At 51.6% G+C, this 17,601-nt stretch carries 10 protein-coding genes (1 of these 10 cut by a window edge); 6 read left to right on the top strand and 4 right to left on the bottom strand.

The genetic code is table 11. The features are described from left to right. Positions 1-32 precede the first annotated feature (32 nt). Entirely contained in the window at positions 33-920 is an 888-nt protein-coding gene (locus HG66A1_RS23770; RefSeq protein ID WP_145189996.1) for a right-handed parallel beta-helix repeat-containing protein, read from the bottom strand. A gap of 129 nt (positions 921-1,049) precedes the next feature. Beyond that, positions 1,050-2,195, bottom strand: a complete 1,146-nt coding sequence (locus tag HG66A1_RS23765; RefSeq protein ID WP_145189993.1) for a citrate synthase — start codon at positions 2,193-2,195, stop codon at positions 1,050-1,052. A 1,054-nt stretch (positions 2,196-3,249) separates the two neighbouring features. Here HG66A1_RS23765 and HG66A1_RS23760 point away from each other — a divergent pair. The 6 genes from HG66A1_RS23760 to HG66A1_RS23735 all read left to right on the top strand — a co-directional run bounded on the left by HG66A1_RS23760 (position 3,250) and on the right by HG66A1_RS23735 (position 15,448). Continuing rightward, positions 3,250-5,013, top strand: coding sequence for a sigma-70 family RNA polymerase sigma factor (locus tag HG66A1_RS23760; protein ID WP_145189991.1), 1,764 nt, complete (start codon positions 3,250-3,252; stop codon positions 5,011-5,013). A gap of 202 nt (positions 5,014-5,215) precedes the next feature. Continuing rightward, on the top strand, positions 5,216-6,031 hold the full coding sequence (locus HG66A1_RS23755) for an enoyl-ACP reductase (RefSeq protein ID WP_145189988.1): 816 nt from the start codon (positions 5,216-5,218) through the stop codon (positions 6,029-6,031). A gap of 427 nt (positions 6,032-6,458) precedes the next feature. Then, entirely contained in the window at positions 6,459-7,079 is a 621-nt protein-coding gene (locus HG66A1_RS23750) for a hypothetical protein (RefSeq protein WP_145189985.1), read from the top strand. 4 nt (positions 7,080-7,083) lie between these two features. Beyond that, positions 7,084-9,183 carry a flotillin family protein gene (locus tag HG66A1_RS23745; protein WP_145189982.1) on the top strand — a complete coding sequence of 700 codons (2,100 nt, stop codon included), beginning with the start codon at positions 7,084-7,086 and terminating at the stop codon, positions 9,181-9,183. Positions 9,184-9,335: 152 nt separating this feature from the next. Then, positions 9,336-14,660 (top strand): DNA repair ATPase, encoded by a 5,325-nt coding sequence (locus tag HG66A1_RS23740; protein ID WP_145189979.1) that lies wholly within the window; start codon positions 9,336-9,338, stop codon positions 14,658-14,660. A 293-nt stretch (positions 14,661-14,953) separates the two neighbouring features. Then, the gene (locus HG66A1_RS23735; protein ID WP_145189976.1) at positions 14,954-15,448 is read left to right on the top strand and encodes a hypothetical protein; all 495 of its coding nucleotides are present in this window, start codon (positions 14,954-14,956) and stop codon (positions 15,446-15,448) included. Positions 15,449-15,485: 37 nt separating this feature from the next. Here the strand turns inward: HG66A1_RS23735 and HG66A1_RS23730 are convergent, their stop codons facing one another. Both HG66A1_RS23730 and HG66A1_RS23725 read right to left on the bottom strand, forming a co-directional pair. Continuing rightward, positions 15,486-17,141: a hypothetical protein gene (locus tag HG66A1_RS23730; protein WP_145189973.1), complete on the bottom strand. Its 1,656-nt coding sequence runs from the start codon at positions 17,139-17,141 to the stop codon at positions 15,486-15,488. A gap of 25 nt (positions 17,142-17,166) precedes the next feature. Beyond that, a protein-coding gene (locus HG66A1_RS23725; RefSeq protein WP_145189970.1) for a hypothetical protein crosses the window boundary here: on the bottom strand, positions 17,167-17,601 show its 3' portion. 291 nt of this gene lie beyond the right edge of the window; 435 of the gene's 726 nt are visible here — the last part of the coding sequence; its start codon lies off the right edge, out of view; the stop codon is at positions 17,167-17,169.

Here is a 17,601-nt window from a genome sequence, read left to right as displayed (position 1 = left end):
CCGATTGCAGCATCAGGATGTTGAGACGAAGCTTATGGTTTCACTTCTATTTCTTTGCCCAGTTGTGTCTGCTTCACATTGGCCACACCCTGTTCGGTGATGAGCAGGTCTTCTACGCGGTTGTCGATCAGTTTGGAATCGATGACTTCGACCTGGCTGGTCCCATTGACGGACAGCCCACAGCGACCGTTTCCGGTGCAGGTGACTTTATCCAGCACGATCTCTTTGCAGCGATCGTGGACATTGATGCCGTCCACGCGGAAATTTTCAAACGTCACGTCTGAAATCTGTACTCCCGAAACATCAATCAGCGAGAGTCCGACTGACTTCCCGGCCAGTGAGAAGGATTCCATCCAGGGCTGCTGGTTTTTCTGTTCGCGATAGAAGATGGATCCATGGTGCACCGCCCATTTTCCTGCAGGAATTTCGGAGAGCTGCAGGGCTTCGCCCGAGGATGGTTTAAATTCCGGTACGGGTTTCCCGTCCAGGTACAGGTTGAAATAACCTTTGCGATAGGGAGTGACTTTCCAGAGTCCGTCGTCCAGCTTGCGCCAGCCATTTTGAGGGACCGGGATGGCTCCGCTGATGGTCGCGCCATTTCCGAGGATCGTGAATTTTTCCTTACCCAGCCCGCTATGCCGTTTGCCGGAGAGCGTTAGTGCTTCCTCGTAAGGCAGATCGTTGTTGATCAGAATGATCTTGTCTCCCGGGCCGGCATACTCGAGGGCCCGCTGGATTGTTTTGACAGGGCCATTCTTGCCATTGGTCGTTTTGAGGGCGATGCCGTTAAAGGAATTATTGCCCGCGCGATTGTCGACGTAGATCACGCCGCATTCTGCTGTGATATGCCAGCCAGACAGGATCAACAGCAGGCACAGGAACCGGATCTGAAATCGGATACTTCGGCTGGCATTTGGCATTGCGGACTCCCTGACTGATTTCTGTCGCCAGATTGAACTGATTAAGCGTTTGATTGTGTAGTTACAAAATGCAGAAAAAACCCCGGCAACCTGGCCGGGGTTTTTGGAGTGCGAGTTGAAAACGTCGTCTTAACGCTGGCTGACCGGAACGTAAGAACGTTCTTCGTAGCCGATGTAGTTCGCCTTGGGGCGGATGATTTTGTTGCCATCCAACTGTTCCAGAATATGAGCACACCATCCCGCGATCCGGCTGGATGCGAAGATACAGGTGAAGAGATCGCCGGGGATGCCCATGTAGTGCTGCAGGCTGGCCGAGTAGAAGTCGACGTTGCAGTTCCGCTTGATTTCCGCGTAGACCTGCTTTTCCATTTCGATCGACATTTCGTACCACTTGGGTTCGCCGGTCTCTTCTCCCAGTCGACGGGACAATTCTTTGAGGTGCTTGGCACGCGGGTCTTCCACCTGGTAAACCGCGTGGCCAAAGCCCATGAATTTTCCTTTGTTTTCCCGAACATTTTTGATGTAGGGAGTGATGTTCTCGATTGATCCGATTTCGAACAGGGTCTTGAGAACTTCGGTGTTGGCACCGCCGTGCAGTTTCCCTTTCAGGGCACCGATGGCTCCGGTGATTGCGGAGTAAATATCGGGCAGTGTGGCGATGATCACCCGGCTGGTGAACGTACTGGCGTTTAAACCGTGTTCTGCGTGCAGGGTGAGAATCAGGTCCATGGCACGGGTCGCGTCTTCGCTCGGCTTTTCGCCGTTGAGCATGTACATGAAGTTGCCTGCGTGGCACAGACTGGAATCGGGTTCCACAGGCTCCAGGCCTTTACGAATCCGATGGATGGCGGCAACCATTGTGGGGATTTGAGAGATCAGTTTGATCGAGATCTCCAGCCGCTTTTCGTAAGACTCTTCTTCAGCATCCGGATCGTAAACACCAGCCAGAGAGGTCAGTGACCGCAGCAGCGCCATTGGTGGTGCTGACTCTGGCAAGTTCTTCAGGGTGTCGATCAGTTCTGCGGGGATGCTGCGATGTTTCTTCAACTCGTTCTGGTAGTCTGCCAGTTGAGATTCGTTAGGAAGTTCGCCATTCAGCAGCAGGAATGAAACTTCCTCGAAGGTTGCGTTTTCCGCCAGGTCATCGATGTTGTAACCACGATACAGCAGCTTCCCTTCAGTACCGTTGACTAAACAGATGGAACTGTCGGCTGCAATGATTCCTTTGAGACCCTTGACAGCTTCGCTTGATGTTTTCTCTGTGTCTGCACTCATTTGAACTGATTTCACTTTCTCATCTACAGCCAATAAATTTACAGTAAAGGGTAGCTATCACGTAAACGAAGGCTCTGGTCCGGCGGATACCCGCCTCAATTGTTTTTAAACAATGTATTGAAAACGCCTCGACAACCAGTATATCAAGCCCGGGTATAAGTTCAATCAAGACCAATTGTTTCCCAGAGGACATCTCCAGAACTGTCGAGTCGGTTTCAGAACAACTGTCAAAGCTGGAAGATCCCCTAAATGTTCAGCAGAGGATCCAAATCGGGGGATTGACTATTTGGGGTGTGGTGTGAAAATAACAGTATGCGAGGGAACGTCTTGGGGAAGCTGTCTCAGTGTGGAGCCCTTAAATTGCTGCACAATTGAGATTTAAATCCCATGAACAAGCCTGTGGACGGAGGTGGATCTGGCTCTGCGAGTGCAGGCAGGATTTAGTCGTAAGTTATTGACAGGTAAAGCTTGAGAGGTTTTTTACAAATTTTTAATTCGTGATGGGGATTTCCGTAGACGTTACAGAAAGTTGTGGTAGTATGGGGCTATATGAGCTGGAGGCTTATTGGCTTTTTCAGGTTCTCGGGAGTTGTAAGGATGCCTTGGGAGAGAACCCTCTTGAAGAATGATGTTGGCGAACCGGATGCTCCGACTAAGAGCACGAGTGCGTATTTGAGCAATGCCAGCGGCAGTTTGTTCTACGCGACGCCCGATCTACCTCAAAAGACCAGGTTCTGCTTTGAGCCTTTCTCCGCGCAGTTGATGTTACTGAAGGACTATTTCGCCGGGCTCAGAGAACGTCTTCAGGTTTTGATGAGTTTTATGATTATTTCACTGTCTGACTCTATAGGAACCAGACAGGTATGAGTAGAGTGGCATTAGAACATGTCCGCTCGATTAATACAGATATAACAACAGGAAAAGGGATGTCAGATGGTCAGCTTTGACGCTTTAGATCAGACCTTCCTTTTATTCTCATAAACAAAAACGCCGTGGTTACGCACGGACGTGTGACCGACAGAATTTTGCAAATAAATATTAAAGGGAGTGACCCGTGCACCGTTTCGATGCCAATCTGAATTCATTATTTCAGGAAGCGGAAGAACAAGGTTTTCTAACATTTCAGCAGGTTCACACGTTCCTGCCTGATGAAGGTGGCGATCCGTCTCTGATCGAGTACATCGTCGTCGGTCTGGAAGAGCGTGCCCTGGATCTGATTGATGATCCGAATGCAGATATCGATGAGGAAGAAGTATCTGCGATGGATACATCTGCAGATACGGATCCGGAAGCTTCGTCCAATTCAGACGATGATGACGATTCCAATTCGTCGATGGTGGAGGCAGATACTTCTCTCTCTTCACGCGATCCCATTCGCATGTATCTCAGCCAGATGGGTAACATTCCACTGTTGAGTCGTTCACGTGAAATTTTTCTGGCAAAGAAAATCGAGATTACGCGGAAGCGGTTCCGCCGCACCGTGCTCGAATCTGACTTTGCACTGAAGATTGCCATCGATACTCTGGAGAAAGTTTACGCGGGTGAACTGCCCTTCGAACGCACGCTGCGAACTTCTGATACTGAGGATGCCACCAAAGATCAGATCATGGGCCGGATGCCTTTTAATATCGCCACTTTGCAGGCGTTAATGGAGAAAAATCGGGACGATTTTGAAAAACTAGAATCAGGCGAAGCCGGCAAGGTCGAACAACGCGAGATACGCAAACGCATGAGAATTCGTCGTCAGAAAATGGCGACCCTTTGTGAAGAGCTCTGTCTGCGAACTCAGCGTCTGCAGCCTGTCCTGAAACGCATTCACCAGATTGCCGGTCGGATGCGTGAAGTGCAGGAGCAGCTGGAAGACTTTCGGCAGTTGCGTCACAAGACAACGGACACACGCCTGCTGGAACGCGAACTGGCAGAACTGACAACCATGGTTGTTGAATCGGCTGATGACTTTCAGAGTCGTTCACGTGAAATCAAACGTCGCTTCGATGACTGGACGGAAGCCAAACAGCAACTTTCCGGCGGTAACCTGCGACTGGTTGTTTCGATCGCCAAGAAATATCGTAACCGTGGCCTGAGCTTCCTCGACCTGATCCAGGAAGGAAATGCCGGCCTGATGCGGGGCGTTGAGAAATACGAATACCGCCGTGGTTACAAGTTCTCAACTTACGCTACCTGGTGGATTCGTCAGGCAATTACCCGTGCCGTTGCCGACCATGCCCGGACAATTCGTATTCCCGTTCACATGTTCCAGAGCATCTCGACCCTCAAAGCACGCAGCGAACAGATTCGTCAGGAAACCGGTCGCGAACCGACCATGGAAGAACTGGCTGATTCCGTTGGACTGGGTGTGGAAGAGACTGAGCGGATCATGAAGACCTGGAAGCATCCGATCAGCCTGGATACACCCGTCGGAGAAAGCGAAGACAGCAGCTTCGGCGATTTCCTGGAAGACGGACACGAATCTTCACCCGCCGATGCCGCGATGCGGGAAATGCTCAAAGACAAAATCGAGCACGTGCTCAAAAGTCTGACCTATCGCGAACGGGAAATCATTCGTCTGCGTTATGGTCTGGGTGACGGTTACAGCTACACCCTCGAAGAAACCGGTCGTATCTTCAAGGTGACCCGCGAACGTATCCGTCAGATCGAATCCAAGGCCCTGCGGAAACTGCAGCACCAGACACGAAGTGCCCACCTGCGTGGGTTCGTGGATGCCATCTTCCCCAATAAGGAAGATGAGGAAAATCAGACAGAAGAGGGTGTTCAGTCAGAACAGGAATCCTCCAGCATGGTCGGAGCTCTGGAATAAACCAGCTCTGATCTGAAATTGATACTCCTTAGATTCAAGGCGGTTTGTTGTTTTCACGAACAACAGGCCGCCTTTGGCTTTTCTATTGGCGGCAATTCGAATAGTTTATACGCTGTATTAAGACGCGATTTACAGTAGCAGATTGAATATCCCCGTCACTTCAATCTATCTGGATTTTTAAAAATTTACGGAGTATCACAGCATGGGGCTTTTTGAAGGTAAAAAAGGTCTTGTATTTGGCATTGCAAATGACCATTCCATCGCCTGGGCGATTACAGAGAAGCTGTATGATGAGGGAGCCGAGATGGCTTTCACACACCTTCCCGATAAAGACCCCGAGCGTCCCCGCATGGAGCGTCGGCTGAGGAAGCTGGTAGAGCCTCGTGGGGCAGAGATCATGATTCCCTGCGATGTGACCAAAGAAGAAGACCTGGATAAGGTGTTCGAAAAGGTTAAGGCTGAGTACGGACAAATTGATTTTCTGCTGCACTCAATCGCCTATGCTCCCATGGACGACCTCAAGGGACCAGTTTACAACGTCAGCCGGGACGGATTTAAGCTCTCGATGGAAATCAGCGTTTACAGCCTGATCACCATCGCCCGTCGTGCCCGCGAAATTCTCAAGCCGGGCGGCAGCATGCTCACGTTGAGCTACCTCGGCGGTGAGAAAGTGATTCCCGGTTACAACGTCATGGGGATCTGCAAGTCCGCCCTGGAAAACACCGTAATGTATCTGGCCAACGAACTCGGCCCTGAAGGCATTCGTGTGAACAGCCTGAGTGCTGGCCCACTGAAAACACTCAGCTCCTCAGCCGTGGGTGAGTTCGATGTGATGATGAAGCTCTACTCCACCATGTCACCCCTGCGTAAGAACATTACCCCGGATGACGTCGGTAAAGCAGGCATGTACCTGTTGAGCGACCTCTCGAGTGGTGTTTCCGGTGAGAACCACCATGTCGATTCGGGTTACCACATCATGGGTGCTCCACCAATCGAATTACAGCAGATGGAAGGCTAAGCCTGCTCCCTGCGGGCAATCAGCATAATCCCGTTGAACCACCTGTTGCATAGAATCGTTGCAACAGGTGGTTTTTTCATGCGCGGTGCACTTCGGAGGCGTGGAGTCATTACTTGAGCCGTTTTTATTTCTTCACAGAAGATTTCTCCGTTTTTGATTCTGATTTCCCTACAGGGGGTGTGTGCTGAACAACTCCCTTTTTAGGCGCGATTCCTCTATCGGGAAAAAATCTGCCGGATTGCCCGGTTTTCGTGATCCGTGGACTGATTTTTACGTTCTTTAGTCTGCCAAATCTGATTTATGGTTCATACTGAAAGAACCATACTCGTTGGATTCTCTTTCCAGCGAGGTACGGGAGGATTTCGCACTTCCCTGCTGTCCGGGAGGTGTGAGCTGATTTTATTTCCTTTAAAGCTGAAAGCCCGCCGTGACTGAATTATTGCACGCAGCTCTGAACTGGCCCACCCTGCCGGCAACGGTACTGGTCGCCATCTGCGTGCTGTACTGGCTGTGTGTGATTATCGGGGTGTTGGACTTCGATCTGCTGGATTTTGATCTGGACTTTGAAGTCGGCGGTCATGGCCCGTCCATACTGGATTTTGGCTTCATCGGTTTGAAGTTTCTGAATCTCGGTGAAGTGCCTGTCATGGTCTGGATGAGTATTTTCTCGCTCAGTATGTGGATGCTTTCTATCAACTTTGATGCCGGGGTCGAGATTCAATCTGCGATGGACTATCTCCCGCTGTTCCTGAGAAATCTGGGTATCAGTCTGGTGGTTACCAAGTTGATCACGCAGCCATTCAAGGGATACTTTCAGTTTACTCCTCCCAATCAAATCGAAACATTGTTAGGCAAATCATGTCGTGTGACCAGCAGTTCGGTCACTGAGAAGTTCGGCCAGGCCGAACTGGAGACGGAAGGAGCCCCTCTCAAGCTGCATATTCGTGCGGAAGACGAAACAATCCAGAAGGGAGATCTGGTACGTCTGACGGATTATAACCAGGAAACACAGGCCTTTTACGTCGTTAAAATTAACCAGGAGTCCTAAGAACATGTCCATATCGGTACTTCAGTTACCCACAGCTCAACTGCTGGGGGTCGATTTATTCAGTGGGTCCATTTTCACCGCAATTGTCGTGATCGGGGTCGTGCTGGCTGGTTTTGCGATGGCACTTTCCCGTTTCTATCGCAAGGTTGGACCGGAAGAGGCTCTGGTACGAACCGGGGTCGGGAACCTTAAAGTTGCCAACGGGGAAGGGATCTTTGTAATTCCGATCCTGCACCGTGCCGACCAGATGGACCTCTCGGTCAAGCGGATCGAAATTGCCCGTAAAGGGGAAGCGGGGCTGATCTGTCGGGATAATATCCGGGCCGATATCGAAGTGGCTTTCTTCGTGAGAGTCAACAATACTTCGAATGACATTCGCAACGTGGCTCAATCACTGGGTTGTAAACGTGCTTCCAGCCGGGATGCCCTGATTGAACTGTTTGATGCCAAGTTCTCAGAAGCTTTGAAGACGGTCGGTAAGCATTTTGACTTTGTTGAACTCTACAATGAGCGGGACAAGTTCAAGGAAGAGATCCTCAAAATCATCGGCACCGATCTGAACGGGTACATTCTGGATGACTGTGCGATTGACTTCCTGGAACAGACTCCGCTTGAGAAGTTGAGCCCGACCAACATTCTGGATGCGGAAGGGATCAAGAAGATTACCGACCTCACCGCCCGGGAACACGTGCTGTCGAACAATATTACGCGGGAAAAAGAAAAGACGATCAAGAAACAGGACGTGGAAGCCCAGGAAACGATTCTGGAACTGGAACGTCAGCGGGTCGAAGCGGTTGAGAAACAGAAGCGGGAAATCGCATCGTTGACGGCTCGTGAAGAAGCCGAAGCTCGTCAGGTAGAACATCAAGAGCGTCTGAAAGCCGAATCTGCGCGGATTCGCACCGACGAAGAACTGTCGATCGCCGAAGAAAACAAACTCCGCCAGATCATTGTGGCTCAGAAGAATAAGGAACGGACCGACGCGGTCGAGACCGAACGGGTTGAAAAAGACCGGTTGTTGGAAGTCACGGAACGTGAACGGGTCGTCGGCATCGCTGATATCGAGAAAGATAAAGCGATTGAAGTCGAAAAACGGAACATTCAGGAAGTGATCCGCGAGCGGGTGATTGTCGAACGAGCCGTGGTCGAAGAAGAAGAACGCATCAAGGATACGCACGAATTCGCGACTGCAGACCGTTTGAAACAGGTCACCGTGACCAAAGCGGAAATGGAAGCTCAGGAAAACCTGGTCAAGGAAGTCAAAGCAGCCGAAGCACAGAAGTCGTCTGCCGAACTGCTGGCCGAAAAAATGGTCATCGAAGCCGAAGCCGAAAAGACGGCAACCGAAAAGAAATCGGATGCGATCAAAGTCATGGCGGAAGCCAAAACGGCCGACGGTGCCGCAGAAGGTCTGGCCGATGCCCAGGTCATGATTGCCAAGGCAACCGCCACCGAGAAGACCGGTCAGGCCGAAGCCAACGTGATGATGGCCAAAGCCGAAGCGACCGAGAAGACCGGAACCGCGGAAGCCAACGTGATGAAGCTGAAGTTCAGCTCGGAAGCCAATGGTATCGAAGAGAAAGCCAATGCGATGAAGCTCTTCGACGAAGTGGGCCGCGATCACGAAGAATTCAAGATCAAACTCAACAAGGAGAAAGATATCGAACTGGCAGCGATTTCGGCTCAACAGGAGATCGCCGAGGCTCAGGCCGGTATTGTCGGCGAGGCTCTCAAGTCGGCCCGGATCGACATCGTGGGTGGCGAAACCACCTTCTTCGATAAGATTGTGGACTCGATCAAGAGTGGTAAATCCATCGATCGCTTCGTGCACAACAGTGAAACCCTGACGGATATCAAGAACACGTTCTTCAACGGAAATCCGGACTACTTTGAAGACCAGCTCCAGACCTTTATCTCCCGGTTTGGCATGTCCTTCGAAGATGCCAAGAACCTGTCGATTGCCGCTTTGATCTCACAGCTGCTCGTTCAGGCCGAGAGCGATGAAGACCGTTCGACGCTGAACCGCCTGCTGGCGACCGTCAAAAATCTCGGAATCTCCGACCAGAAGGTATCCTCCTTTATGAAAGCCAAGGTGGAATCGTAAAATAGAGCTGCAAGTCACGCTCTATCTGGACGGATAAGAGGTCTGGTCTGCTCTCTTGTGCCTGGTGAAGCCGGCCGTGAGAGCAGGCATCAGCCTCAGACGAATGCTTCACTCAATCAACCGAAACAGTGAGCCACGGGATTCACATACAAATGGCGGATTCAGAAAATCATACATCCGAGACTGCAGCCGACAATGCGGACGCCATTGCGCTGGAGAGCAGTACGTATGAAATCATTCAGAACCGTCTGCAGAGTCGTGGTAAGGAACTGCAGTCCCGCCTGTCGCAACTGAATGAACGTCGCAAGGAAGTCTTTGGTTCGATTGAAACCCGGTTACTGGGTAGCGATCGGATTACGACCGAGCACAACTGCGTGCCCCGCGATATGCTGGCGGTCGGGAACCGGTTTCTGTTTGGCTACAACGTACGTTTCGGGCTGAAAACAGAAATCCAGCTGAGTGATGTGTTTTCAGTCTACGAATTCAAAGACGGAACTTATCACAACCTGCCCCTGGATCTGATTCAGGACCCGGCGTTCGAAAAAGATTTCAAGGACATCTACCGCTACTATAAGAATGCGACCTTTGCCAAGTTTTTTGTCAAAGGACCTTTTTTATACATGCTGTTCAAGGTGGGGCAGGGAGCCCGCGATTTTAAAACATTTAAATGGGCCTTCCAGGAAGATCAACTGGTCTATGTGGATAACCGCAGCGATCACGAAGTCGAGTATCCGCCCCAGCAGGAATTTGAGTGGGTGCGGACGCACCGCGATCTGCATTATTCGGGCGTGCATCCGCACATCTCGATTGATGACCGTCTGTTTGTGGAGACCATTGGCGGCGACCTGACCATCAAGATCGAGAACAACACCGATACCGGTGAGGGTATCTATGCGGAACCTGTGGAAGACCCGGATCAGACGCTCGATGATGCCGAGATTTTCTATGCATTGATCGGCTCACTGATTCTGCTCAAGATTCGTCCTTATAAAGAATCAAAATTTCGCTATTTCATCTACAATGAAAAGCTGCAGCAGGCCCGGCGGCTGGATTCGATCAAGGATGCCTGTATTCTGCTGCCCGATGATCATGGCCTCGTGTTTTCCAACGGCTATTATCTGCAGAACGGGGATTCGAAGACGTTTGAAACCGACCTGCAGGACATGCTCTACCAGGAACGGATCGCGGCACCGAACGGGGAAGACTTCCTCTACGTCTTCTATCAGCCCGAACAAGGCATCCATGTGCTCCTGCAGTACAATGTGATCGAACAGAAACTCGATACTCCGATGATCTGTCATGGGTTTACGCTGTTCGAAGGGGGCGAGCTGATCTGTTTCTCGGGGCAGGGAGAGCCACAAAAACATCACACGATTCAGCTTTGGAAAACGCCTTACGTCAGCGAATCGTTTGAAGTTCCCCACAAGACCGATTCCTATCTCAATAAAATCGGCAATAAGGACATTGTCCGCGGGATGGCAGAGTGCCATGAACTCCTGGGACTGATTTACCGCAGAGACGCTTACGAAAATCTGTATGTCGATCTGGTGAAACAGTCAACGGATGTGCTGGATTCCTATTTCTGGATCAATCATCAGGATACGTATGCCCTGGGTGAAGTGGTTCTGGAGATCAAGAAAGCTGCGGAAGCTGCGGTCACCGAGTATGAAAAGGTTCTGCAGCTCAGGCAGAATACCAGGAAGAAGACAGCCGAAGTCGAAACTCAGACCCGCGAAACCCTGGTCGCCATCGATCATCGCCGGTTCGATCAGATCGATGATTTCGTCCAGAGTCTCGCCAGCCTGCGAAGTCTACGGGGGGATGTCATCTCCCTGCGAGATTTGCGGTATGTCGATGTGACGCTGGTCGAAAAGCTGGAAGCCAAAGTCAGCGAACGAACCGAAAAACTGGCCGGACGTTGTGTCGAGTTTCTGCTGCGAAAAGATGCCCTCAAACCGTACGCCGATCGGATCTCTGCTGCGTCTGAGAAGATCAAAACGGTCGAGAAGGTCGCCGACGCTCGGAAGGTGGAAGAAGAGATCGAAGCCAGTTCCGGTGAACTGGAGATGCTGATCGATATTGTCAGTAATCTGAAAGTGGAAGATACCACGCAGCGGACGGCGATCATCGACAATATCTCCGCTAATTTCTCCCGCATCAATCAGAGCCGGGCCGCGCTGAAGAATCGCATCAAGGATCTGATGTCGGTCGAAGGCGTCGCTGAGTTCAATGCCCAGATCAAGCTGCTGAACCAGGGAGTCGTTAACTACCTGGATGTCAGTGATTCCCCTGAGAAGTGTGATGACTTCCTGACGAAACTGATGATTCAGGTTGAAGAGCTGGAAGGCCGGTTCGCTGAATTCGATGAGTTCGTCGAGCAGTTGACGGAGAAGCGGGAAGAGATCTACGCGGCGTTTGAATCGCGCAAACTGGCGATTGTGGAAAGCCGAAATAAGCGGGCCAACTCGCTGGCGAAATCGGCCGAACGGATTCTGACCGGCATTCGCAGTCGGGCAGAACAGCTCGAATCGATCAACGAGATCAACGGTTACTTTGCCTCGGATCTGATGATCGACAAAGTGCGGGATATCGTACGGCAACTGGGTGAGCTGGAAGACACCGTCAAGGTGGACGACATCCAGAGCCGATTGAAGAGTATTCGCGAAGACGCGGTCCGGCAGTTGAAAGACAAGCAGGAACTGTTCGTTGATGGCGAAAATATCATCCGGCTGGGCAATCGTAATTTTACCGTCAATCGTCAGTCCCTGGATCTGACCACGGTCATGCGGGACGATGTGCTGCAACTGCATCTGACGGGGACTAATTTCTTTTCTGAAATTGAAGACGAACGGCTGCTGGCGACCCGCGATGTCTGGAACCAGGAACTGGTCTCCGAAAACAGGGACGTTTATCGCGTTGAATACCTGGCCTATATGCTGTTGAATTCACTGGATTCCGATCCGGAAACATCGCTGGAATCGGTGCTGAAACTGACCGATGAAGAACTGCTGGCATTCATTCAGAAGTTTATGGGGCCCCGCTACAGCGAAGGCTACGTAAAGGGAGTGCACGATCAGGATGCGCTGCTGCTCGTCAAATCGTTGCTCAAGATTAAGCCGGCCCTGGGACTGTTGCGATACCAGCCTGCGGCTCGATCTCTGTCTAATCTCTATTGGAATTACTTCTGTGCCCCGGAGCTGAAAACGCTGTTTGAATCGCAGCTCTCTGGTTTTGGTCGCATCATGCAGGTCTTCCCACAGACCGGAAAACAGCAGTACTATATCAGCGAACTTCAACAACAGCTGACGGAGTTTGTACAACGGCTGCATTGTTTCGAACCGGCGCTGGTTCCCGAGTCTGCAGAGTATCTGTTCCAGGAACTCGTGCACGGCAATCAATTCGTGGTCAGTCAGCGGGCGGGAGAGCTGTTCCAGGAATTTGAGAAGTACTTAAAACACAATAACGCACTGGAACGATTCCAGGAGAGTCTCGAAGCGACTCATGCCAATCCGTTGAACTGGTTTCTGCTGGCCCGGGACTGGGTCGGCGCTTACCTGGATCATCTGAATTCCGATGAAGACAGAGATTACCGGGATGAAATTGCCTTGCTGCTGCTGGCGGGCAAACTGGATCGTCAGCGACTGATCGATGCCCGGGTGACCGATCAGATCAGTGGGCTCTCGGGTTCGCATTCCCGGATTCAGCAGGGCGAATATCACCTGCACTATAACCGGTTCATGCAGCGGTTGAATGAATTCCAGCAGGTGAAAGTGCCCCGCTTCGAATCCTATGTCACGCTCAAGAAAGAAATCGTCGACGAAGCCCGGCATGCGATGCGACTCGAAGAGTTTCGTCCGCGGGTGCTGACTTCGTTTGTCCGCAACCGTCTCCTGGATGAAGTTTATCTGCCTGTGATTGGCGATAACCTGGCCAAGCAGATGGGGGAAGCGGGCGAACAGAAGCGAACCGACCGCATGGGACTGCTGATGCTGGTGTCTCCGCCGGGTTATGGTAAAACCACGCTGATGGAATACATCGCCAACCGCCTGGGGATCATCTTCATGAAGATCAACGGGCCGGCCCTGGGACACCAGGTGACCTCGCTCGATCCCGCATCCGCACCGAATGCGGGGGCCCGGGAAGAGGTGAAGAAGCTGAACCTGTCGCTGGAAATGGGTGACAACGTGATGATCTACCTGGACGACATTCAGCACTGTAATCCCGAATTCCTGCAGAAGTTCATCTCTCTGTGTGACGCCCAGCGGAAGATCGAAGGGGTCTACGAAGGGGAGACTCGGACCTACGACCTGCGGGGACGCAAAGTGGCGGTCGTCATGGCAGGAAACCCATATACCGAGAGTGGGGAAAAGTTCCAGATCCCCGACATGCTTTCAAACCGTGCCGACATTTATAACCTGGGTGAAGTGATAGGCGAGCATGCGGATGCGTTCGAAATGAGCTACCTGGAAAACTGTATTACCTCGAATCCGGTTTTGAATCCGCTCTCGTCACGCAGTCAGAAAGACGTTTATACGATCATTCAGATGGCCGAAGATGGAACCGGCGAACGGGGCGACCTGGAAGGCAACTATTCCGTCGAAGAACTGAACGAGATGGTTTCCACGATGAAGAAACTGATTCGGGTTCGCGACGTGATTTTGAGTGTGAACCGCGAATACATCCGTTCTGCGGCCCAGTCAGACGAATACCGGACCGAACCGGCGTTCAAACTGCAGGGGTCCTACCGTAACATGAACCGCATCGCCGAGAAGGTATTTGCGGTGATGAATGACAGGGAACTGGAAACGCTGATTGTTTCCAATTACGAAAACGACGCCCAGACCCTGACCTCGGATACTGAAGCCAACCTGTTGAAGTTCAAGGAACTGATGGGCATCCTGAAGGAAGCCGAGCTGCAGCGCTGGAACGACATCAAAAAGTCATTCCGCAAGAATCAGCAGTTAAAGAGTGTGGGCGGTGAAGATCGCATGGCGCAGGCCATTCTGCAACTGGCGAATGTGGGCGAAGGACTGCAGGACATCCGCGAAGCCATGAACGCCGGCATCGGCAGACTGACTGAAGAGAAAACAGAGACCAATCTGGATCAATATGCCCGCGAATTCTCGGAGCGGTTCCAGAATCTTTCCGAGAGCCTGCACGCCATCCAGGCTGCCCTGAGCTCAGGGACGAAAGATGTGACGACACTGTTTGAGAAGTCGCTGCAGAGTCGTGAAACACAACAGGCGGCGGCTGAGAAACCGGCTGTGGAACCCGACGACCGGATTACCGTGGTCAATAAGATTCCCCGCTCACTGTTGAATGTGCTGGAAACGCAGTTCGACCTGATGCAGGGCTGGATGCAGCCTCTGCTCAATTCTTCGCAGGCCAACCAGGCCGAGTTCCAGGAACTCAAGGATCTGGTGAAACGCTGCATGAAAGACTACAACGCGCTGATTAAACGCGTGGACGACGAGTAATCAGTCTACTCGTCGCGATCATGCCAGTTCGTGTAACGGCTCTCCGAAGGGGAGCGTCATGATCGGGCGTCCGGAGCGGTCCAGTTCGGTGCGCAACTGGTCGAACCCTTTCAGTAAATCCTCGCGGCGGGAAAAAGGTCAGCCTCAGGTTTTCGGGCGGACTCGGATCCCGTGAAATGCAATTTCACCTGAATTTGAATTTCTTAACATGATTGACATTTTGCAGGAATGGGTATACAAGTGATTTCTGAATGATTGTGTACTGACGAATTGTTTAACGAGGAATGAATCCAATGCTGAATGCGACATCTCTGGTATTAGCTGCTGCAGAACCATTACTGGCCTTTTTTTGCGTCTTGTTTGTGGCGGTTCCGATCGGATTGGCGATTGGCGCTGTCATTCTGCGAGCAGCGATCAGCCTGTTCAATAAATTCGCTGGTTTTGGAGAAGATCACCTGTCGCGCGTCCCCGAGCCTGAGATGCTGAAAGCAATGGGAATTGTTTTCATTACCGGGCTCGTGAACTGGGTTGTTGGCTTTATCATTGGACTGTTTGGGGCAGTCGCGTTGAAAGAAGTGGGCCAGCCTTGGGCAGAATTGCTGCCCGCTCTGTTTTCCCTGCCCTTCAGTTTCCTGGTAGCCTCCGCTTTGCTGGCTGGTCTCTTGCCAACGACCTTTGTGCGAGGGATGGGTGTCGCGGCCTGTCAGTATCTGATTTCGATCCTCATCGCAGTCGTGATTGGGGTGATCTTTGTGATTATTGCTGCGCTGGTGGCTGGTGCAGCCTGAAAGAGGCGGTTTTCGAAGTCTCTCTTTGCAGTAAGATTCAGTGACTCGCATGCAGTAATCGCTGGGCTGTGACGTAGATAAACAGCCCCGGATCGAGCCGCATGAGGTTGGCTATTTCGTCCAGTTCTTCGTATTCGATATCGTCTTTTTTGGTGCCGTTCAGGGCTTCCAGGCCCTCGGCGACTTCATCCAGGGGGAGCCAGCAGGTCTGGAAGAAACGCATGATCTCGAACCGCCAGCCGGCGCGATAGTAGCGGTCTCTGAGCCAGTTCGAGGAGAGGGCCGCGAGGATAAAGAAAATAAAGTTGGTGAGTACGATGAGGCCGATGTAGAGCAGTGAGGACCAGAAAGAGGAAAACATCCGAAAGATCAGATAGATAATGGAAATGATCGAAGCCAGGAACAGCAGGACATATGTGGTTGATGTCATTTCGGTGATGTTCTGATAGCGACGGCCATAATTTTCGTGAAACAGTTGATCGGCCAGTTTCTGAATTTGCGAGTCTCTCTGCTCACTCTCGCTATATTCCACATAGACTTCCACGCGCTCATAGACATCATCGGCGATGAGTTCCCAAAGGATTCGCAGATTGAGCAGCTGTTTGTCCAGCTTGGGGAATTCCGTCAGGAGATCATCTTCGTAGGAGATCAGTAGAAGCTGACATTCGAGGAAGGCCAGGTCGGCTTCGCTTTCGGGAAGTACACTGTAATTTCTGATGGCCCTGTCGATGGTCTCGCGGATGGCACTCTCCTGGATAAACGTGTCCCGCTGCTCACGGTACTGACGGAGCAGGTCCAGCAGGTAATACTCGCGTTCCAGCCAGTAAGGCAGTTCATCGTAGTGAGAGTCGACTTCAGCAAAGATCTGGTCGATCCACTTCTGACTGGCTTTCCAGATGGCTGGTTTCAGAATGTGCAGATAGAAGACCAGCAGGTTGTCGACACGATGGTCGCGTAAATTTGCTTCGCAGCTGGAGAGTGTCTTGCGAAATATCTTGAAGGGCGCGTTGCGGATCAGGCGATCCCAGCCTTTTTCGGTCAGATAATAAAAGCGGTCTGAATTGACGATGCGAGACGTTTTGAGCAACAGGGACGCGAGTTCCTTGAGTGGAATTTCCTGAGAGAAGTACTGTTTCAGTAATTCGAACAGTCCGGGCTCTTCCTGGTGAACCTTGAGGCCTTCCAGGATCCAGCCTGCAAAATGGCCTTTCGTCTCAGGCAGCAGATCCGCAAAGACGGCCAGCGCGTAATAATCGTAGGGAGATTTTGAGGTCTGCTGTTTCAGTTCCGCATACAGCACGTCGATCGGTTCGTCTTTGAGTCGCTCCAGCAGACCTGTTTTCTGGCCTTTGTCAGTTGCTTCACTGGCCGAATTGTAGAGCGGATCTGCAGCGGGGGAGCCTGTCAACTCGGTCTGAAGTTCGGAATCGGACTGTTCCGTATCACTGGACCAGTCAAACTGCAGGTGTTGTGAACTCGGCAGGGGCTCACCATAGCGGAGGGCGTCGTTCAGGGATTCAAACGCGGCGCGGATTTTCTGGAATTCCTCCGGGAATTTTTCCGGTTTGAATTTCCGAATAAAGGAATTGTATTTCCGTTTCAGATCGAGGACATCGTAATCCCCCTCCAGGCCGAAAAATTCTTCCGGTCGGTCAGGCAATAATTCCCATTGTGGCTCATCAGGGCCACTCATATCCGGCTCCTCTGCAAGGTTAGGCTCAGCCGAGAAAACTCAACAGCATGCTGAGAAAGTCTGAGGCATAAACGATGATAAATCCCAGGATTAACATCACAAACAGATAGGTGATTCCATAGACCACCCTGTTGACCGCCCAGAAGAAATTATCCAGCGTCGAAATACGATTCCGCTTCGCCAGCAGCTGATTGATCCAGACTTTCTCCAGCTCGTATAGTTGGGGAAACTCTTTTTTGATGATCTGGGCCAACTGACGGTATTTTTTGGGCTTGGGGAAGCGGGGGCTCATCAGTCCGCGGCGGGATTCTTCCAGGAATTTCATGCGGAGCGTGACCGCTTTGGCGGGTGGGGCAATGACCAGTTTACAGAACTTGTCATAAAACTCCGGGAAACAACGGGGGTGCGCTTTGAGTTGTTGGAACAGGGGCCTGCATTCTGCAACCGATTTGAGTTTGCT

It is taken from the genome of Gimesia chilikensis, assembly GCF_007744075.1.
Lineage (GTDB): Bacteria > Planctomycetota > Planctomycetia > Planctomycetales > Planctomycetaceae > Gimesia > Gimesia chilikensis_A.
This window is presented reverse-complemented; position numbering and strand designations above follow the sequence as displayed.